The sequence below is a fragment of the Acidocella sp. genome (genome assembly GCF_050253495.1).
GTDB lineage: Bacteria > Pseudomonadota > Alphaproteobacteria > Acetobacterales > Acetobacteraceae > Acidocella.
Genome location: NZ_JBFWIX010000008.1, coordinates 33,877 through 54,076, shown reverse-complemented (window position 1 = coordinate 54,076; position 20,200 = coordinate 33,877). Strand labels below are relative to the sequence as shown.

Genomic DNA, 20,200 nt, shown 5'->3' with positions numbered 1-20,200 from the left:
GGCCAGATCCCGCGCCCCCACATGCAAAGGTAAATAAAATGACCTAATAGTGACCCAAGACACAGGCCTCAGGAGTTTCCATGCCGCCCGACGACACACTTTATACCGTCACGCAGCTCGGCGCAGAGCTGGGGATCACCGTGCGGACCTTGCATTTCTATGAAGCGCAGGGCCTCATCACCCCCCGCCGCGCGGGCAACACGCGGGTCTATTCCCAGCGTGACCGCGCCCGGATGATCCTGATTTTGCGTGGCAAGAGGCTCGGCTTCTCCATTAAGGAGATCAAGGAATATCTTGAGCTTTACGACACAGACCCCACCCACGGGCAGCAGACGCGCGCGCTGCTGAAAGCGGCGCGCAACCGCATCCACAAGCTGGAGGAACAACGCTTGGCCGTGGAACAGACCCTCACCGAACTGCGCAGCATCGCGGTGCAGTGCGAGGAAGCACTTAAAAACCTGGCGTCCTCACCGGCTCCAGCATCCAACCCCAAAACCGGCCAGGCGAAAAAAGCCGCCGCCAAACCGATCGGGAGATCACCGTGACCCAAGCCGTTATCGCGGGCTATGCCCGTTCCCCCTTCACCCTCGCCAGCAAGGGCGCTCTCGCCCGCACCCGTCCCGACGATATCGCCGCCGAGCTGATTGCCGCCCTCCTCGCCCGCACCGGCGTCAACCCGTCCGATCTTGAAGCCGTCATTCTCGGCTGCGCCTTCCCCGAGGGTGAGCAGGGCCTCAACCTCGCCCGCCTCGTCGCCCTTCATGCCGGGCTGCCGCAATCCGTCGGCGGCTACACCGTGAATCATTTCTGCGGCTCCTCCATGCAGTCCATCCACATCGCCGCCGGGCATATCGCCACCGGCTCTGGCGAGGCGTTCATCGCCGCGGGTGTCGAGAGCATGAGCCGCGTGCCGATGATGGGCTTCAACCCGCTGCCCAACCCCGCCCTCTACGCCAAAATTCCCGCCGCCTATATGGGCATGGGCGAAACCGCCGAGAACGTGGCCGCGAAATGGAACATCTCCCGCGCCGCGCAGGAGACCTTCGCCGTGGAAAGCCAGCGCCGCGCCGGCGCCGCCATCAAGGCCGGGCATTTCAAGGATGAAATCGTTCCCATCACCACCAAGTCAGGCAAAGTCGAAGCCGATGGCTGCCCCCGGGCCGAAACCACCGCCGAGGGCCTGGCCGGCCTGAAACCCGCCTTCAGCACCGACGGTTCCGTCACCGCCGGCACCTCCTCCCCGCTCACGGACGGTGCCTCCGCCGTGCTGGTCTGCTCCGAGGATTACGCCACCAGGCACGGCCTGAAGCCGCTGGCCCGCATCGTCGCCTCCGCCACGGCGGGCTGCGCGCCGGAGATCATGGGCATCGGCCCCGTCGCCGCCACCAGAAAAGCCCTCGCCCGCGCCGGGCTCAGCGCGGCCGATCTCGACGTTGTGGAGCTGAACGAAGCTTTCGCCTCCCAGTCCCTCGCCTGCATCCACGATCTCGGGCTGGACGCCGCGAAGGTGAATATCGATGGCGGCGCCATCGCGCTTGGCCATCCGCTGGGCGCCACAGGCGCGCGCATCACCGGCAAGGCCGCCAGCCTGCTGGCCCGCACCGGCGGGCGCTACGCGCTGGCCACCCAATGCATCGGCGGCGGCCAGGGCATCGCCACCATTCTGGAGCGCGTGTGATGGAGACCATCCGCAAGGCTGCCGTCATCGGCGCCGGAACCATGGGGGCGGCCATCGCCGCGCAATTCGCCAATGCGGGCGTGCCGGTACTGTTGCTGGACATCGTGAAGCCCGGGGCCCCCAGCCGCAACGCGCTGGCCGAGGGCGCCATCGCCAAGATGCTCAAAACCGATCCCGCGCCCTTCATGTCCACGCGCGCCGCCAAGCTGGTCACCCCGGGCAATATCGAGGATGACCTCCCCCAGCTCGCCAGTTGCGACTGGGTGGTGGAAGCCATCATCGAGCGTCTGGATCTCAAGCAGGATCTCTACCGCAAGATCGACGCGGTGCGCCGCCCCGGCATGGCGGTGTCCTCCAACACCTCCACCATCCCTCTGGCCAAGCTCACCGAGGGCCTGCCGGAGAGCTTCAAGCGCGACTTCCTGATCACCCATTTCTTCAACCCGCCGCGCTATATGCGCCTGCTGGAGCTGGTGACCGGCCCCGAGACCGACCCGGCCCTCGCCGCCAAGGTGGAAGCCTTCTCCGACATCGCGCTCGGCAAGAGCGTGGTGAAGGCCAAGGACTCACCGGGCTTCATCGCCAACCGCCTCGGCGTGTTCTGGCTGCAAACCGGTGTGATCGAGGCCATGGATGCGGGCCTCACGGTCGAGGAAGCCGACGCCATCATGGGCCGCCCCTTCGGCATCCCCAAAACCGGCGTGTTCGGCCTCATCGACCTCGTGGGGCTGGACCTCATGCCCCACATCAATGCCAGCCTCGCGGGCGCCCTGCCCACCGGCGACGCCTTCCACGCCACCAACCGCGATTTACCGCTCATCGAGAAGATGATCGCGGAGGGCTATACCGGCCGCAAGGGCAAAGGCGGCTTCTACCGCAAAGGCGCCAAGGGCCGCGAGGCCATCGACCTTGTCAGCGGCGATTACCGCCCGGTACGCAAGCCCCCCGCGCCGGATGGGCGCGATATGCGCAAGCTGCTCAGCCAATCCCCCTATGCATGGCGGGTGATGGGCCAGACCCTGGCCTATGCCGCCTCCCTGATACCGGAAGCCGCCGAGGACATCCACGCCATCGATGAAGCGATGCGCCTTGGCTATAACTGGAAATTCGGCCCCTTCGAGCTGATCGACAAAATCGGCGCGGACTGGCTGGCCGAAAAGCTGGCGGCGGATCATCTTCCCGTCCCCGCCTTGCTCGCCGCCGCCAAGGGCAAGAGCTTCTACCGGCTGGAGGGGGCAAACCGCGACTATCTCGGCACGGATGGCGCCTATCATAAGCTCACCCGCCCGGGTGGCGTGCTGATGCTGGAAGACATCAAACGCGCCGCCAAACCGGTGCTGAAAAACGCCTCGGCCGCGGTGTGGGACATTGGCGACGGCGTGCTCTGCTTCGAGCTGACCTCCAAGAGCAATAGCTGGGACCAGCAAAATCTCGAACTCCTCGCCAAAACCATCGAACTGGTGCCGCAGAACCACAAGGCGCTTGTCATCTATAACGAAGGCTCGCATTTCTCCGTCGGCGCCAATCTCGGCCTCGCCCTCTTCGCCGCCAACATCGCGGCCTGGAGCGAGATTGAGAAACTCGTCGCCTCCGGCCAGCAGATTTTCAAGAAGCTGAAATACGCGCCCTTCCCCAGCATCGCCGCGCCGTTCGGCATGGCGCTTGGCGGCGGCTGCGAAATTCTGCTGCACAGCTCCGCCATCCAGGCCCATGCGGAAGCCTATATCGGGCTGGTGGAATGCGGTGTCGGCCTCGTGCCCGCCTGGGGCGGCTGCTCGGAAATGCTCCTCCGCTGGGCCGCCAACAAATCCATGCCGCGCGGCCCCATGCCCGCCGCATCAAAAGTGTTCGAGATGGTCAGCACCGCCACGGTCAGCAAATCCGCCGCCAACGCCAAGGAACTTCTCTTCCTGCGTGAACCCGACGGCATCACCATGAACCGCTACCGCCTGCTGGCGGATGCCAAAGCCAAGGCCCTGTCCCTGGCCGAATCCTACGCCCCACCCGAGGCCCCCACATACCAGCTTCCCGGCGAGGATGGGCGCGTGGGCTTTGCCATGGCGGTGAAGGACTTCCGCAAGAAAGGCCTGGCCACACCGTACGATGAAGTCGTGGCGGGTGAACTCGCCACCGTCCTGTCCGGCGGCGCGGCGGACATCATCGACCGCCCGACCGAGCAGGACATCCTCACCCTCGAACGCGCCGCCTTCACGCGGCTCATCAAACAGGACGGCACGCTGGCGCGCATCGAAACAATGCTCACCACCGGCAAGCCGCTTCGCAATTAAGGAGAAAAGCCATGCAAACCTATACCGCGCCCCTGCGGGACATGCGCTTTGTTCTACACGAGCTGCACCAAAGCCCCCCCTTGCCCGGCACCGAGGAGTTCACCCCCGAATTGCTGGACACCGTGCTGGAGGAAGCCGGCAAATTCTGCACGGAAGTTCTGCTGCCCATCAACGCCAGCGGCGATGAGGAAGGCTGCCATTACGAGAACGGCATCGTACGCACCCCGAAAGGCTTCAAGGAGGCTTACAAGGCCTTCTCCGAAGCCGGCTGGGGCGCGCTGAACGCCGACCCGAAATATGGCGGCCAGGGCCTGCCGGAAACCGTGGCGAAGCTGGTGGAGGAAATGATCTGCGCCAGCAACATCTCCTTCGGGCTATATCCCGGCCTCTCTCACGGCGCTTATGTGGCCCTGAAGAGCCATGGCTCGGAGGAGTTGAAGGATTTCTACCTGCCCAAGCTCGTCTCCGGCGAATGGTCCGGCACCATGTGCCTCACCGAGCCCCATTGCGGCACGGATCTCGGCCTGCTCCGCACCAAGGCGGTGCCGCAGGGCGATGGCAGCTACAAACTCACCGGCTCGAAAATCTTCATCTCCGCCGGCGAGCACGACATGTCCGAGAACATCATCCACCTCGTGCTCGCCCGCTTGCCGGACGCACCGGCGGGCGTGAAGGGCATCTCCCTCTTCCTGGTGCCGAAATTCCTGCCGGATGAAAACGGCCGGCCCGGGGCGGGCAACGGTGTCTCCTGTGCCGCCATCGAGCACAAAATGGGCATCAAGGCCTCCGCCACCTGCCAGATGAATTTCGACGACGCGACAGGCTGGCTGGTCGGCGCGCCCCACAAGGGCATGCAGGCCATGTTCGTGATGATGAATTCCGAGCGCCTCTCCGTCGGAACACAAGGTCTGGGCATTGGCGAGGCCGCCTATCAAGGGGCTGTCGCCTATGCCAGGGACCGGCTCCAGGGCCGCTCACTGGCAGGGGCCAAATATCCGGACAAACCAGCCGACCCGATCATCGTCCACCCGGATATCCGCCGCAACCTCATGACCATCCGTGCCTATAACGAGGGCTGCCGTGCCCTTGGCATCTGGGTCGCGGGCATCATGGACGTGGCCGAGCGCAGCGAAAATCCGAAGGAAAAAGCCGAGGCGGAAGAATTCATCGCCGTGCTGACCCCGGTGGTGAAGGCCCTCTTCACCGATCTTGGCTTCGAGAGCGCCAATCTCGCCGTGCAGACCTATGGCGGCCATGGCTATATCCGCGACCACGGCATGGAGCAGCTGGTGCGCGATTCACGCATCGCCATGATCTATGAAGGCACCAACGGTATCCAGGCGCTGGATCTGGTGGGCCGCAAGATACCCGCCAACATGGGGCGCGGCCTGCGCCGCTTCTTCCACCCGGTGGCGGCATTCATCGAGGAAAACCAGAACGACCCGGCCATCGGCAAGCTGGTGCAGGGCTTCGCCCGCGCCTTCGGGGCCTTGCAGCTCGCCACCGGCTTCGTCGCCGAAAAAGCCCTGAAGGACGCCGAGGAAGCCGGCGCCGCCGCCACCGATTATCTGCGCCTGTTCGGGCTGGTGGCGTTGGGTTTCATGTGGATGCGCACCGCCAAGATCGCCGCGCGGAAAGCCATGTTGCCCGGTCCGGACCATGAGTTCTACAAAGCCAAGCTCGCCACCGCGCGCTTCTTTGCCGAGCGTATCCTGCCCCAGGCGGGCGCGCTGCTGTTCACCATCAAGTCCGGCAAGGCCTCGCTGATGGCCCTTGAGGACGACGCCTTCTAAACCTTTCCCCTTGGCTCACCTTCAGGCCCGGTGGCAATGTCCGCCGGGCTTTTTTTGTCGAATAGGCAAAGGGCCCTCATGCGGTTTTGCGGCACCCGCCGGAGCGTCGTTTTGTTATTCGAAAACATGATAACCAGCCCGCTGCCATTCCTTTTTCAGATGACCCTAATATGGCTCGCCATCTTCGTGCCACCCGCCGCGCTTGCCGGGCGGCGTAAAATCCGGCCTTTGAACAGCATGACCACCCCGCCCGCCATTACCCACCGCGCCATTCTCGCCATCGCCGTGCCGATGATGTTTGCCTATCTCAGCACGGCGCTGGAGGGCAGCATCGCCACCTCCGCCATTGGCCAGTTGGGCGTGGCCTCACTGTCGGCGGGTATCGCCATCGCCGCCATTCTGTTCGATATTTTGCTCGTCAGCCTGAATTTTCTGCGCAGCACGGCCTTGGGCCTGTCCGCCATCGCGCTGGGGGCCGGCAAAATTCAGGAAGCCCGCGCTGTCATCCAACGCTCCCTGGTCTTGGCCTTTCTGCTCGGGCTGGTCATTGCCCTTTTTCGTGGGCCGGAGGCGCGATACGGGCTGAGCTGGTTGGGCGGACAGGGACCCGTATTGCAGGCCGCGGTCGATTATGCGCTCATCCGCGCGCTCTCAGCCCCCTTCGCGCTGGGCAATTACGCCATCCTCGGCGCGCTGCTGGGGCATGGCAAGGCCATGGCCGGGCTGGCACTGCAATTGCTGCTCAACGCCGTGAATATCGCCGTCTGCCTGAGCGCCGTGCTGGTGCTGCATTGGGGCATAAAGGGAGCGGCATGGGCATCCGTCGCCGGGGAAAGCACCGCCTTTTTGGCGGGCATCGTCTGGCTGCATTGCCTCGCGGGGCCGCTATATCGGGGATTCTCCGATGCCCTGCGCCATGGATGGGGCTGGCGGCAGATGGGCCGGCTGAACCGGGACACGCTGATCCGCACAGTGGCGCTGCTTTTTTCCTTCGCCTTCTTCACCCGCCAGGGGGCCAGCTTGGGCACGGCGGTACTGGCGGCCAATGCCATTCATCTGCAATTTTTCGCCTTGGCCTCGAACGGGCTGGATGGTTTCGCCGCCGCCGCCGAGCAGTTTGCCGGGCGGATGCTGGGGGCGGGCAACGCACGAGGGTTCAGGCGCGCCGTGCGGCTGACGCTGGGGTGGAGCCTCGCCATGGGGGCGCTGCTGAGCTTGGTCTATTTAAGATTCGGCCGGGATTTCATCGCTTTGCTCTCGCAGGTGCCGCAAATACGCGCCGCCGCCGCCGCCAGCCTGGTCTGGGCGGCTCTGGTGCCGTTGATCGCCGCGCCGGCCTTCCAGCTGGACGGCGTGTTTATCGGCGCCACATGGTCCCGGGACATGCGCAACATGATGCTGCTGTCGCTGGCCATTTTCATCGCGGGCTGGGCCTTGCTGATGCCGCGCCTCGGCAATGCCGGGCTGTGGCTCGCCTTTCTGATCTTCCTTGGCGCGCGGGGGCTCACGCTGGGGGCTGTTCTCCCCGCCCGTCTGCGGCTGCATTTTCAGACCCTGGGCGCATGAAAAAACCCGGAGCACCAAGGATGCTCCGGGTTTTTAAACCAAATCGCGGTCCGGTTACTGCAACAGCGTCGGCTGCTGGAAGGTCGTGGTTTGCAGCATGGTGCGCTGATCGAGCGACTGGAACATCCACACCGTCATTCCGACGGTAATGATGAACAGCGGCACGGTGAGGATGAGCGACACGCTCTTCCAGATCTGCGCCCGGGAAATATCCAGCCCGTAATACAGAACCGCCTGGGAAAGCAACGCCAGAAAGGCCAGCCCACCCACCATTTCCACATAGGACTGGTAGGCCATGTCATGGCGCATGGTCACGATGAGGGCCGCGCCCATGAGCGCCACGGTGCTGATAAAGCCGGCGATATAGCGCAGCGCCCCGCCCATCCTGACTTCCGGATGCGCCAACGGATCGGAATGAGAACCGGCCATCTTCAGGCTCCAATCATGTAAACATAGATATATACGCAGACCCAGACGGTCGCCTGGAACTGCCAGAACATGCGCAGGTTCAAAAGCCGCGCCACCACCATCTCGTTGAAACCGTAGCGCGGGATCTGCACCAGCATCACCAACATCCAGAGAATGCCAAAGAGCATATGAACCGCATGCGTCAGGATCAGCACGAAATAAGCGGAAAGATAGCCTGAGCGGTCCATGCCGTCGCCATGGGCGGCGAGCACGGACAGATCGTTGAACCCGAAGGCCAGGAACACCGCCCCCAGCACGATGGCCCCCACGATTCCCAGCGTCGCGCCGGAGCGATTGCCGTTCTTCATGGCCACGGTCGCGAGGCTGTAGGAGGTCACGGAGGCCAGCACCGCGATGGTCTGCCAGAACCCCTCGACCGGATCGACGATCTGCGAGGCGATCGGCCCGCCCGCCGCGTTCATCGGCGTGTCCAGCACCGCATAGGCGGCGAAGAGAGCCGTGAACAACAGCGCATCGCTGAGCATATAGAGCCAGAAGCCCAGCGTGCGGGCGGAGATCTGGCTATGCCCCTCGAAGCCCGGGTGGAAAAGGCGCGTGCCCGCGCCAGGTGCAGCTTGGTGGGCCATCAATGCGCCTCCGCGTGGGTTGCGTGATTATGAGAACGGTCAGGCTGCTCGGACGTGATCATGCCGATGGCCAGATCGCGCTCCATCGCCTCGACCTCACCCGGCTGGAGATGATAGCCCTCGTTCTTGTCGAAGGAGCGGATGATCACGCACACGACGATCGCCACGATGGAGATGGCGGCGAGCCACCAGATGCGCCAGATCATCGCGAAACCCCACACTGCGGCCAGCCCGCCGATGATCACCGGCAGAGCGGAATTGCTCGGCATGTGAATCGCCTCGTAATGGTCGGGCTTGGCGTTTTCCAGCCCGTATTTGCGCCGCCATGCCAGCTCGTCGCGGGTGTTCACCTGCGGGGTCACCGCGAAGTTGTAGAACGGCACCGGAGACGGGGTGAGCCATTCCAATGTGCGGGCCGTACCCCACGGATCCGCCCCGACACGATTGTGTGCGCGGTTGCGGATGGACACGACCAGCATGATCGCAAAGGCCAGCAGGGAGAAACAATACAGGATCATCCCGAACTCCTCGACCATCAGCATCGGCTTCCAGGCGGGATCGAAGGTCCAGTCCAGACGCCTGGTTTCGCCTTCGAAGCCCAGCGCGAACATGGCGGCGAAGACGATCACCGTGGCCGAGGAGAACAGCCAGAAGAAGACCTTGCCCCAGGCCTCGCTCAGCTTGAAGCCGAACAGCTTGGGGAACCAGTAGGTGACACCGCAGAACGCGGCGGCCACCACCAGCAGCACCATGCAATGGAAATGCGCGATGACGAACACGCTGTCATGCACCGTGTAGTTCACCGCCGGAATGGCCAGCATCATGCCGGTGAGACCGCCCGCCAGCAGCAGGAACAGGCCGAACATCGCCCACAGCATCGGCACCGTGTAGGTGATGCGCGCGCGGTACATGGTGAAGGCCCAGTTGAACACCTTCACGCCGGTGGGAATGCCGACCAACATGGTGGCGACGGAGAAGAAGCCGTTAATGTCCGGCCCGGCCCCCATGGTGAAGAAGTGATGCAGCCACACCGCCCAGGACACGCCGGCAATGGCGAAGGTGGCCGCCACCATGGTCACATAGCCAAATAGCGGTTTCTCGCAGAAGGTCGGCACCACCTCGGAGAGGATGCCAAACACCGGCAGGATCAGGAAGTACACTTCGGGGTGACCCCAGATCCAGAACAGGTTGGTGTAGAGCATCAGGTTGCCGCCCATGCCGGCGGTGAAGAAATGCGTGCCCAGATAACGGTCCGCCCCCAGCAGCCCAAGCGCCACGCCCAGCACCGGAAACGCGGTAAGGCCGATGATGTTGGTGGACAGCGTGGTCCAACTGAAAATCGGCATGCGGAACCAGCTCATGCCGGGCGCGCGCATCTCCACGATGGTCACGATCATGTTGATCGCGTTCAGCGTGGTGCCGATGGAGGAGATCTGAATGGCCCACATCCAGTAATCCACCCCCACGCTCGGAGAGTAGGGCAGCTCGGTGAGCGGGATCAGCCCGACCCAGCCCGCCGCCGAGAAATCGCCGACGAACAGCGAGATCATGACCAGCACGGCCCCGGCCGTGGTCAACCACAGGCTGAGCGCGTTCATATAGGGGAAGGCCATGTCGCGCGCGCCGAGTTGCAGCGGCACCACGATATTCTGGAAGCCCGTGAGGATCGGGGTCGCGGCGAACAAGATCATGATGGTCCCGTGCGCGGAATAGACCTGATCGAAATGGAAGGGCGGCAGGAAGCCGTGCTGGGCGCCCAGCACGCCCGGGGCGTTGGGGCCGTTGGCCATCACCTGCTGCGTGCGCATCATCAGCCCGTCCACGAAACCGCGGAACAGCATCACGAGGCCGACGACGATATACATCACGCCGATCTTCTTGTGATCGACACTGGTCAGCCATTCACGCCAGAAATAGCCGATTTTCTTGAAATAAAGCACGCTGCCGACCACCAGCAGGGCGATGACCGCGGCGCCGACGAACGTGCCCTGAAGAATCGGGTTGGTGTAGGGAATCGCCTCCAGCGTGAGCCTGCCAAGGAGCGGCGACCAGGGCCCGGGAACTTGTAATTGCATGATCTAACCTTCCTTCGCTCTATTTCTCGTCCGAGCCGATGCTCTTGGTCAGTTCCTGAGACACGGGATAGACCACGCCGGCCTGCGCCGCGGCCACGACCTTCTCGAAAAGCTGAGGATCAGGGTTGGAGAAATATGAAACCTTGGCACCGAAATTCACGTAGGGCTGCGCCACTTTCTGGAAAGCCGCGTAGCTGAGCTGAGCCGGGCTGGCGGCGGCGGTCCGCACCCAGGCATCGAAATCGGCCTGCGGAACGATCTTGGTGGCGAACTGCATCCAGGAGAAGCCCGCGCCGGAGAAATCCGCGCCGAAACCGGTATAGGTGCCAAGAGTGGGAACATCGAACGTATCGATGGTGCGCATGCCGGGCATCACGGCGATCATCGGCGCGAGCTGGGGCACATAGAAATCATTGGCGACGGAGGTGGAGGTCATGCGCAGCTTGACCACACTGCCCTGCGGGGCGACCAGCTCGTCGATCGTGGCGATATGCTGATCGGGGTAGACGAACACCCATTGCCAGTCGGTCGCTATGACATCGACATTCAGCACCTTTTGTGGATCGGCCGCCATCTGCTTCTGCAACAGACCGGGATCGTAGGGCTCCACGGCATAGATGGTCTTGATCGAGTAATAGCCAAGCCCCGCCACGACCAGGAACGGCACGCCCCAGACCAGGAGCTCAAGCACCGTATTGTGGGACCAGTCAGGATCGTAGGCGGCGTTGGCCCCCTTGCGGTAGCGCCAGCCGAACAGGGCGATGACCAGCAGCACCGGCAGAATGATCAGCATCATCACGGTCGTGTCGATGATCGTGGCGTGCCATTCCTGGGCGGCGATCATGTTGAGGGGGTGGAAAAGCCGGTAATCTCCGCTTGAACAGGCGGCCAGCGCCAGCATCGGTAGCAGAACGAGATAGGGTTTCAGTCTCAAGGCTGCCTCGCGTCAAAATGCCAGCACCAGGACGCAGCCCAAAACCACCCCCCGGTGCCAATTTCTTATCACGGCCGCGCGACACCAGGGCATCGCGCGATCCGCTTCCAAGAAGCCTTTAGAGGTATTGTGTCCAAACGGAAAGCTATTGTCACATTTTGACATGAACTTATCTGTAATTCGGTCCGTCTGAACCACGCACCATCTTAAAACAAGGCAGAACCGCAACAAACCCATCTAATATCCAGATATAAGGCGCCGATATAGATGCCAGCTCGCATGGCCGAGGATCGGGATCGTCACAGCCAGCCCCAGTAAGCCCGGCAGGGCGCCGACCAACAACCCAGCCACGATCACGCCACCCCATAAGAGGGCGACCCCAGGGTTGGCCAAACTGGCGCGCACAGAAACCAAGACCGCCTCGCGGGCGCTGATTTCACGGTCCAGCGCCAGCTGGAACCCAACTAACCCTACCGCTAAAGCGAACAATGCGAAAACCGCGCCCGCGAGCACGCCAAAAAAGATCATCTCGTGGCCGGCCGGGGTTGCGAACACACGCGAAAAGAAACCGCCCTTCGCGGGGGCCGTGCCCAGCGTGACCGCATGAATATAGGCCGCCGTGACGATCCAGAGCGCGAACAGGCCGATGAGCAGCAGCCCCAAACGCTTGATGGAGCCCCGGCGGGACGAATCGAAAATCGCGCCGGCCGAATCGGCGGTCGCCACCCCGTCTCTCTCACGTTGACGGCTTAGCGCCGCGAACCAGATCGTGGCCAGCGGGCCAAGCAGCGCCAGGCCCGCGCAAACGGGAAACGCGAAAGGCAGCAGGTCTTGATCGATCACGACACCGATCAGCAGCAGGGCGGCCAAGGGATAGATCACCGCCAGCACCAATATGTCGGTCCGGCAGGCGAGCCAGTCCTTGGTGCCTTCGGCCAAGACGGCGAAAACATCGCCAAGCCGCGCATGCCTGATCGTGAACGGACCCGAGACGGGCTCTGGATGGATGATCTGAGGGTAAGGATCGCCGCCTGGATAAATGCGGGCGGACTCACTGAAACTAGTGGTCACGGTTTTTCTCCCACTTTAATCGCGCCCCGTTCCGGCGGGCATCTTGTCGTTTCGCTCAGTTAAGCCGTTTTTCCGGCTCAAAACCAGAAAAAACGCCATATTGTCCCAGAAACCCGGCATAACCGCCCGGCATGAAAACCATGCCTGGACGCCCCGCCCCCGCCGGGCGCAGCCTGCGCCGCGTTCCGCCAAATTTATAGGAGCGTTCAATGTGTAAAATCCGTCTTGCTGGCCTGCTGATGGCGCTTGCCCTTGGACGCGCGGCATGGGCGGCTCCGGCCGTGCCGCCGCCGGCCTACGACCCGCCCGCACCCGGCGCCAGCGAAACCGCCATACTCTCCGGCGGGTGCTTCTGGGGCGTTCAGGGTGTTTATGAGCATGTGAAGGGCGTGCGCCAAGCCATCGCCGGCTATACGGGCGGTGCGCGGGCCAGCGCCCATTATGAAACCGTGAGCACCGGCGCCACCGGCCATGCGGAGTCGGTGAAGATTATTTTCGATCCGCGCGTGATCACCTACGGACAGATCCTGCGGATCTACTTCGCCGTCACCGCCAATCCCACGGAGCTAAATGCTCAGGGCCCCGACCATGGCCCGCAATATCGCGGTGAAATCTGGGCTGTCACACCCAGGCAGAAAGACATCGCCACGCGTTATATCGCCCAACTTGACGCGGCGCGCGTTTTCCCCGCTCCCATCGTGACCCATGTGGACACGGCCATGCCCTTTTACGAGGCGGAGCGCCACCACCAGGATTTTCTGGTCAGGCATCCGGGCAACCCGTACATCGTCTCTAACGACATCCAAAAAATAACGGCGCTGCGGGCCCAATTTCCCGGCCTGTACCGGGCCGAGCCCGTTACCGTCCTGAAAGGTCAGACACCATGAGACGCCGCCTCTTGCTGGCTTGCACCGGCTTTGCCGCCCTAGGCGGGCGCGCTTTCGCCACCCCCTATAAGGTCACCCGCACCGATGCCGAATGGCACGCACTGCTGACCCCGGCGCAATACGAGATATTGCGCCGGGCGGGCACGGAACCGCCCTTTAGCTCGGCCTTGCTGAACGAGCACCGCCAGGGGGTTTTTCATTGTGCGGGCTGTGCCCTGCCTTTGTTCTCCTCCACCACGAAATTCGACAGCTTCACCGGCTGGCCGAGCTTTTATGCGCCCCTGCCCCATGCCGTGAACGAGCAAGCGGATCGTTCATTCGCCATGACGCGCACCGAGGTGCATTGCAGCCAGTGCGGCGGGCATCTGGGCCATGTCTTTCACGATGGCCCGCCGCCAACCGGCCTGCGCTATTGCATGAACGGGCTGGCGCTGCGCTTCGCCCCCGCCTGATGCAGGCCGCCAGGATCAATTGCATAGACAAATCCCTTGACCGGCACCCGCCGCGTTTTTATCACAACGCCATGAAAATGGCGGGTTTCCCCGGACGACGAGACATTGTGCCTGCTCACGCGGCGGCTGGCCGGCCATGCTGCTGACCGTGGCGGACGCCAGAGCCGAGGCACAAAGGCGGCTGCCGAAAATCTTTTTCGATTATATCGATGGCGGCGCCGCCTCGGAGGCGACAATGCGCGCCAACGAGAGCGACTTCGCCCGGTACAGGCTTGAGCAGCGGGTGCTGACCGGCATCACCGCCCCCGCGCTGAAAACAAAATTCCTGGGCAAGACCCATGCCATGCCCTTCATGCTGGGGCCCGTGGGATTTTTGGGGCTGTATGCCGGAAATGGCGAGATCAAGGCCGCCAGCGCCGCCGCCAAGGCGGGGATCCCTTTCTGCCTCTCCAGCTTTTCCATCGCCTCCATCACCCGGCTGGCCAAGCAGGTGGCCGCTCCCCCCATGTTCCAGCTTTACGTGCTGAAGGATCGCGGGTTGGCGCTGGACATGATGGGAGCGGCGCGCGCGGCCGGGGTGGAGACATTGTTCGTGACCGTGGACTGCGCCATTACCGGAATTCGAGAGCGCGATGTGCGCAACGGCTTCCGCGCGCTCACGCGCGTCACACCCGGGCTGGCGCTGAAACTGGCCCGAAGGCCAGGCTGGTGCCTGGACATGCTGCGCCATGGCAAATTGCGGGTGGAAGCCCTGGAGGGACGCAAGGAATTCGGGCGCGGCGTGCTGGCCCAGGCCTCCGCCCTTTCGGCGCGGATCGATGCCGGGCTGGCCTGGAAGGACCTGGCCTGGGTCCGCGCGCAATGGCCCGGCAAGATCGTCCTGAAGGGCATCATGCACCCGGAGGACGCCAATTGGGCTCAGCAACTGGGCATGGACGGCGTCGTGGTTTCCAACCATGGCGGGCGCCAGCTTGACGGGGCGAGTTCCACCATCTCCCGCCTGGCCGAGATCGCGGCGGCGGCGCCCGAGATCGAGGTGCTGGTGGATGGCGGATTCCGGCGCGGCGCGGATATTGTGAAGGCGCTGGCCCTGGGGGCCTCCGGCGTGATGCTGGGACGCGCCACGGCCTATGCGCTGGCCGCCGGCGGAGAAGCCGGGGTGGGCAGCATCATCGCCAATCTGGCCAAGGAGATCGAGATCGCCATGGCGTTGATGGGCTGCCCGGACATTGCGACCCTGCGCGCCGAGGGAGCGCGGTTTGTGACAGCGCTGTGATGGACATCTTTCCCGCCGCCGCGCGGCCCGAGAGCCCCTGGAAGAATGGCGGCGGCATCACCCGGCCGGTGGCCAGCGCGCCGGGCGGGCGCCGGGAATTCGGCTGGCGGCTGAGCCTGGCGGATGTGGAGCAAGCCGGGCCGTTCTCGGTGTTTCCGGGCATTTCACGGCTGATGGGGATTTTGGAGGGACGGCTGCGGCTGGAGGTTGCGGGGCTGGAGATTGTGGAACTCACTCCGGGCGGCCCGGCCTTTGCCTTTCCCGGCGATGCCCCGACCCACGGCGCGCCGCTGGCTGGAAAGGTGCGGGACATCAACCTGATGTTCGACCCGGACTGCTACGAGGCGGCGCTGGATCATGCGCCGGCAGGTTTGGAACGCCCGGCGGGAAAGGCGGCGCATCTGGTGCTGGCTTTGGCGCCGCTGCGGCTGAACGGCACGGCCCTTGGCGCGCTGGATGCGGCGCTGGTTCCCGCGGGCGAGGCGGTGAACGCATATGGCGGCGCGCTATGGATAGCCACGCTGACAAGGATATAATCCGCCGGAACCGGCATCTGAACGAAACGGCCGTCCAAGGGTTCATTCCGCCCATGAATATCATCCCATGTATATCATCCCATGAACTTCACCCCATGAATTTCATCTGGCGGATTGTGGCGGCGCGAACCCGACAAGACCGCTCCCCGGCGGACATCACCCCGCAATGACGCGAGGGCGAATCTGACTGATCCCGCCAGCGCCGCGTGGGTACGAGGGTTAAAAATTCGATTTGAGGATCGGCATCGCGGGCCGCGCCGCAAGCGGAACATGGCGTGGGATGCCTGAATGGAACATCAGGATCTCTCCTTGACCCCGCGCCCACACATGACAAAGCCCCAGAAAAGCCAAATGCTTTCCTGGGGCTTTGCGTTGGTTTTTACCGGCCAAGGCGCGGTTCAAAACCGCGCCAGAGGGCGGGTGTTAGAACGCCAGATTGGTCGCCTGCATCACCAGCGGCAAGGCGCGGACTTTCTCCAGCACCGCCTCGGGGGTTTCCCCGTCGGTGGAAACAAGGCAGATCGCATCCTCGCCCTCGGCGGCGCGGCCCAGATGGAAGGTCGCGATGTTCACGCCCGCATCCGCCAGCGTGATGCCGAACCGGCCGATGAAGCCGGGCTTGTCCTTGTTGGTGACATAGAGCATGTGCGGGGCAAAATCGGCCTCCACCTTGATGCCCTTGATCTCGACCAGGCGCGGCCGGCCATTGCCGATCAAGGTGCCCGCCACGGCGCGCGTGCCTTTCTCCGTCGTCACGGAAATCCGCAGGAGCGTCTGGTAATCCCCCGTGCGGTCGTGCGAAGCCTCGGAAACCTCGATGCCATGATCGCGCGCCAGCACCGGGGCGTTCACCATGTTCACACCCTCCATCACCGGGCCGAGCAGCCCCGCCAGGGCCGCGGCGTTGAGCGGGCGATGATTGAGCGGCGCGGCCGCCCCCTCATACTCGATGAGGATGCGCTGAATGGTGCCATCCTGCGCATGGGTAAGCTGCCCGGCAAACCCGCCCAGCAGGCGGGCCAGCTCCATATAAGGCCGCAGGCGCGGGGCTTCCTCCGCGGAGACGCTCGGCATGTTCAGCGCGTTCACCACGGAGCCTGTCAGCAGGAAATCGGAAATCTGCTCGGCCACCTGCAACGCCACGTTTTCCTGCGCCTCGTTGGTGGAGGCCCCCAGATGCGGCGTGCAGACCACATTTTCCAGCGCGAACAATTTGTTCTCCTTGGCGGGTTCGACCTCGAACACATCCAGGGCCGCTCCGGCCACATGGCCCGCCTCGATGGCATCGTACAAGGCCGCCTCGTCAACCAGCCCGCCGCGCGCGCAATTGATGATGCGCACGCCTTTTTTCATTTTCGCGATCGCCTCACGCGAGATGATGTTGCGTGTCGCCTCGATCAAGGGCGTGTGCAGGGTGATGAAATCGGCCTTGGCGAAGATGGTGTCCAGATCCGCCTTCTCCACCCCCAGCTCCACGGCACGGGCCTCGGTGAGGAAGGGGTCATAGGCCAGCACCTTCATCTTCAGGCCCACGGCGCGGTCCGCCACGATGGAACCGATATTGCCGCAGCCGATCAAACCCAGCGTCTTGGCGTAAAGCTCCACGCCCATGAAGCGGTTCTTCTCCCACTTGCCGGCCTTGGTGGAGGCGGAGGCTTCGGGAATTTGGCGCGCCAGGGCAAACATCATCGCAATTGCGTGCTCGGCGGTGGTGATGGCGTTGCCGTGCGGGGTGTTCATCACCACCACGCCGCGCGAGGTGGCGGATTTCACATCCACATTATCCACGCCGATGCCGGCACGACCGACAACCTTGAGGTTGGTCGCCACATCCAGCAATTCCTTCGTCACCTTGGTGGCGGAACGGATGGCCAGCCCGTCATACTGGCCGATAATCTCGCGCAGCTCAGCCGGGGTGAGACCGGGTTTCACATCGACGTCGACGCCGCGATTTTTGAAAATTTCGATGGCGGCGGGCGACAGCTTGTCGCTAATCAGAACCTTGACCATTTAGGGAATCCTTGTTGGGTTTCTCGCCGCTTTTTGAAAAAAGCGGCACCAAAGCTTTTGGAGGTTTGAGCCGGGGCGCGTGGTGGCGCCCCGGTATGGGCTTTAAGCCTGGGCGAGCGCGTCGATGGCGTAATCGATCCAGGGCAGCAAAGCCGCGATATCGGAGGTTTCGACCGTGGCCCCACCCCAGATGCGCAGGCCCGCGGGCGCGTCGCGGTACGCGCCGGCATCCAACGCCACGGCCTCTTTCTCCAGCAAAGCCGCGACCGCCTTGGCGGCCTTGGCCTGGCCCTCGGCATCCAGCGCCTTGAACCAGGGCGCGTCGATGGCGAGGCAGATGGAAGTGCAGGAACGGGTTTCCTGCGTTTCGGCCAGAAAGCGCACGCGCTCATTCCCCTCGACCCAATCGGCGATCGCCTTCAGATTCGCTTCGGAACGGGCAATGAGCCCCTTCAAGCCGCCCACGCTCTCGGCCCAGCGCAGGCCATCCAGCGCGTCCTCGACACAGAGCATGGAGGGGGTGTTAATCGTCTCGCCGACAAAAATGCCCTCGGTCAGCTTGCCCTTGCCCGTGAGGCGGAAGATCTTCGGCAGTGGCCAGGCGGGGGTGTAGGTGAGCAGACGCTCCACCGCGCGCGGAGAGAGGGCCAGCATGCCATGCCCGGCCTCGCCGCCCAGCACTTTCTGCCAGGACCAGGTGACGACATCCAGCTTGTCCCAGGGCAGGTCCATGGCGAAGGCGGCGGAGGTCGCATCCGCGATCACCAGCCCCTCCCGCTCAGCGGGAATGAAATCGCCATTGGGGAAACGCACGCCGGAAGTGGTGCCATTCCAGGCCAGAACGACATCATGGGTGAAATCGATCTGCGTCAGATCTGGCAGCTTGCCATAGCCGGCCTCGATGACACGGGCATCCTTCAGCTTGAGCTGCTTGACCACGTCGGTCGCCCAGGCGGAGGAGAAGCTTTCATGCGCCAGCACGTCCACCGGGCGGGCCCCCAGCAGGGACCAGAGCGCCATCTCGACCGCACCCGTATCGGAAGCGGGAACAATGCCCAGGCGCCAGCCTTCCGGCATGCCGAGGATCTGCTTGGACAGGGTGATCACCTCGGCCAGCTTGGCCTTGGGGCCCTTGGCGCGGTGGGAACGGCCCAGCAGCGCGCCCTCAAGGGCGGCCAGCGTGAAGCCCGGGCGCTTGGCGCAAGGGCCAGAGGAGAAATTGGGGTTTTGCGGACGCACCGCAGGCTTGGCGGCTGGAGAAAAATCTGCCATAAAAACTCTCCCTTACAGAAGAAAAGCGCTCCGGTGGGGGAGCGTGACCCGGAGAGCCCTCTAACCCTTTTTGCCCGCCGCTGCAATACTCGTTTCGCAACCCTTCCTCGCTGGTGGAATATGACCGACCTGGACCAAATAGACCGTTCCATCCTGCGCCTGCTGGCGGCGGATGCCTCGCTCTCGCTCAACGACATCGCCGAAAAAGTGGGGCTGACGGCCACGCCGTGCTGGAAGCGCATCAAGCGGATGGAGGAAAACGGCATCATCAAGGGCCGGGTGGCGGTGCTGGACGCGGACAGGCTCGGGCTGCCGGTTTCGGTGTTCGTCTCGGTGGAAACCGGGGACCATTCCGCCGCATGGCTCGGCAAATTTCACGAAGCTGTCAAAAATACACCCGAGATCGTGGGGGCGTGGCGAATGAGCGGGGATGTGGATTATCTGCTGCACGTGGTGGTGGCGGACATTGCCGCTTACGATTCGTTCTATCGCAAGCTGATCGAGATGGTGCCGCTGCGGAATGTGTCTTCGCGATTCGCCATGGAGAGGATGAAGGAAGGGGCGTTGCCGATTTGATTTAGATCGGTTTCAATCATGGTAGAAAATAATTACGCCATACCACGCCTCGAGCACCGACCGTACCAGAGATTTCAGAAAGAAACGTGAGAAACAGTGTAAACCCAACACTAGGGTTATCAAAACGCACATAATTGTCGTGAGAGCGCTGTTGCACTAGAAGCCCATGGTTGCGTATCAAAAGCCCTTTTGACAGATCAAAGATTAGGTCGGGACGCTCTGTGTCATCCATTGAAGCCAGGACAGCTAACAACGCGTCAAAACTTGATCCCTTATAAGTTACGACAACACTTAATATTTTATCCGAAGGCCAGCTATGGCTTTTTCCCATTTCTACATTCCCCCAGATTGAGGGAGTCAGGCTTTTTACACTCTTAATTCCATCGCCTATTTGTTTAAGGACAGGAGCGCTTAAGCTACTTTTTACCTCAATCGTGGAAACAACACCTTCAATGAAAATCAGGTCAATACCACTAGCAAATGGCAACCTTGGGACACTTTTAAGTACGAGAACTGCATCTTGCTGTGTTGATCTCCGATCTTTGGAATCAAAAATCTGTCCCGAAACTATATTAACCATCTCAGGCAAATGACTCTGTAGGAAGTCACGAATGATTTGTTCTCGCACAGAACCCAGCGAAGCCCCATGCGTTAAAACGCTCGAAGCTCCATACTGAGCCTCAAAAACCTTTAATGCGTTTTCGCAGTAATTTCTTAGAACTGTTGCCATA

At 62.9% G+C, this 20,200-nt stretch carries 18 protein-coding genes; 10 read left to right on the top strand and 8 right to left on the bottom strand.

The window, feature by feature from the left end; all coding sequences use genetic code 11:
• Positions 1–80: 80 nt before the first annotated feature.
• The 5 genes from AB7D48_RS08230 (at position 81) to AB7D48_RS08210 (ending at position 7,325) form a co-directional block, all read left to right on the top strand.
• Positions 81–545, top strand: coding sequence for a MerR family transcriptional regulator (locus tag AB7D48_RS08230; RefSeq protein WP_427977566.1), 465 nt, complete (start codon positions 81–83; stop codon positions 543–545).
• The gene (locus tag AB7D48_RS08225; protein WP_427977563.1) at positions 542–1,678 is read left to right on the top strand and encodes a thiolase family protein; all 1,137 of its coding nucleotides are present in this window, start codon (positions 542–544) and stop codon (positions 1,676–1,678) included. Before AB7D48_RS08230 ends, AB7D48_RS08225 begins: the two co-directional genes overlap by 4 nt.
• Positions 1,678–3,966 (top strand): 3-hydroxyacyl-CoA dehydrogenase NAD-binding domain-containing protein, encoded by a 2,289-nt coding sequence (locus tag AB7D48_RS08220; RefSeq protein ID WP_427977560.1) that lies wholly within the window; start codon positions 1,678–1,680, stop codon positions 3,964–3,966. Before AB7D48_RS08225 ends, AB7D48_RS08220 begins: the two co-directional genes overlap by 1 nt.
• Positions 3,967–3,977: 11 nt before the next feature.
• Positions 3,978–5,759 (top strand): acyl-CoA dehydrogenase C-terminal domain-containing protein, encoded by a 1,782-nt coding sequence (locus AB7D48_RS08215; RefSeq protein WP_427977557.1) that lies wholly within the window; start codon positions 3,978–3,980, stop codon positions 5,757–5,759.
• Positions 5,760–5,918: 159 nt separating this feature from the next.
• Positions 5,919–7,325: an MATE family efflux transporter gene (locus AB7D48_RS08210; protein ID WP_427977554.1), complete on the top strand. Its 1,407-nt coding sequence runs from the start codon at positions 5,919–5,921 to the stop codon at positions 7,323–7,325.
• A 54-nt stretch (positions 7,326–7,379) separates the two neighbouring features.
• Here the strand turns inward: AB7D48_RS08210 and AB7D48_RS08205 are convergent, their stop codons facing one another.
• The 5 genes from AB7D48_RS08205 to AB7D48_RS08185 form a co-directional block, all read right to left on the bottom strand.
• Positions 7,380–7,754: a hypothetical protein gene (locus AB7D48_RS08205; protein WP_427977552.1), complete on the bottom strand. Its 375-nt coding sequence runs from the start codon at positions 7,752–7,754 to the stop codon at positions 7,380–7,382.
• Between the two features lie 2 nt (positions 7,755–7,756).
• Positions 7,757–8,380 carry a cytochrome c oxidase subunit 3 gene (locus AB7D48_RS08200; protein ID WP_427977549.1) on the bottom strand — a complete coding sequence of 208 codons (624 nt, stop codon included), beginning with the start codon at positions 8,378–8,380 and terminating at the stop codon, positions 7,757–7,759.
• Positions 8,380–10,455 (bottom strand): cbb3-type cytochrome c oxidase subunit I, encoded by a 2,076-nt coding sequence (locus tag AB7D48_RS08195; protein WP_427977546.1) that lies wholly within the window; start codon positions 10,453–10,455, stop codon positions 8,380–8,382. The genes AB7D48_RS08200 and AB7D48_RS08195 overlap by 1 nt, the downstream gene beginning before the upstream one ends.
• Positions 10,456–10,474: 19 nt before the next feature.
• On the bottom strand, positions 10,475–11,389 hold the full coding sequence (locus AB7D48_RS08190; RefSeq protein ID WP_427977543.1) for a ubiquinol oxidase subunit II: 915 nt from the start codon (positions 11,387–11,389) through the stop codon (positions 10,475–10,477).
• Between the two features lie 237 nt (positions 11,390–11,626).
• On the bottom strand, positions 11,627–12,460 hold the full coding sequence (locus AB7D48_RS08185; protein WP_427977541.1) for a DUF2189 domain-containing protein: 834 nt from the start codon (positions 12,458–12,460) through the stop codon (positions 11,627–11,629).
• Positions 12,461–12,669: 209 nt separating this feature from the next.
• On the opposite strand from AB7D48_RS08185, the gene msrA reads away from it, so the two are divergent.
• The 4 genes from msrA to AB7D48_RS08165 all read left to right on the top strand — a co-directional run bounded on the left by msrA (position 12,670) and on the right by AB7D48_RS08165 (position 15,611).
• Positions 12,670–13,347 carry a peptide-methionine (S)-S-oxide reductase MsrA gene (gene msrA, locus AB7D48_RS08180; RefSeq protein ID WP_427977540.1) on the top strand — a complete coding sequence of 226 codons (678 nt, stop codon included), beginning with the start codon at positions 12,670–12,672 and terminating at the stop codon, positions 13,345–13,347.
• On the top strand, positions 13,344–13,799 hold the full coding sequence (msrB, locus tag AB7D48_RS08175) for a peptide-methionine (R)-S-oxide reductase MsrB (protein ID WP_427977539.1): 456 nt from the start codon (positions 13,344–13,346) through the stop codon (positions 13,797–13,799). Before msrA ends, msrB begins: the two co-directional genes overlap by 4 nt.
• A 136-nt stretch (positions 13,800–13,935) precedes the next feature.
• On the top strand, positions 13,936–15,075 hold the full coding sequence (locus AB7D48_RS08170; protein ID WP_427977537.1) for an alpha-hydroxy acid oxidase: 1,140 nt from the start codon (positions 13,936–13,938) through the stop codon (positions 15,073–15,075).
• Positions 15,075–15,611, top strand: coding sequence for a HutD/Ves family protein (locus AB7D48_RS08165; protein ID WP_427977534.1), 537 nt, complete (start codon positions 15,075–15,077; stop codon positions 15,609–15,611). Before AB7D48_RS08170 ends, AB7D48_RS08165 begins: the two co-directional genes overlap by 1 nt.
• A 423-nt stretch (positions 15,612–16,034) precedes the next feature.
• Here AB7D48_RS08165 and serA read toward each other — a convergent pair whose 3' ends face one another.
• Both serA and AB7D48_RS08155 read right to left on the bottom strand, forming a co-directional pair.
• Positions 16,035–17,621, bottom strand: coding sequence for a phosphoglycerate dehydrogenase (gene serA / locus AB7D48_RS08160; protein WP_427977532.1), 1,587 nt, complete (start codon positions 17,619–17,621; stop codon positions 16,035–16,037).
• Between the two features lie 102 nt (positions 17,622–17,723).
• Positions 17,724–18,893: a phosphoserine transaminase gene (locus AB7D48_RS08155; RefSeq protein WP_427977529.1), complete on the bottom strand. Its 1,170-nt coding sequence runs from the start codon at positions 18,891–18,893 to the stop codon at positions 17,724–17,726.
• A 120-nt stretch (positions 18,894–19,013) separates the two neighbouring features.
• On the opposite strand from AB7D48_RS08155, the gene AB7D48_RS08150 reads away from it, so the two are divergent.
• Positions 19,014–19,469 (top strand): Lrp/AsnC family transcriptional regulator, encoded by a 456-nt coding sequence (locus tag AB7D48_RS08150; protein WP_427977526.1) that lies wholly within the window; start codon positions 19,014–19,016, stop codon positions 19,467–19,469.
• A gap of 16 nt (positions 19,470–19,485) precedes the next feature.
• Here the strand turns inward: AB7D48_RS08150 and AB7D48_RS08145 are convergent, their stop codons facing one another.
• Positions 19,486–20,199, bottom strand: a complete 714-nt coding sequence (locus AB7D48_RS08145) for a DUF6602 domain-containing protein (RefSeq protein WP_427977523.1) — start codon at positions 20,197–20,199, stop codon at positions 19,486–19,488.
• Position 20,200 lies beyond the last annotated feature (1 nt).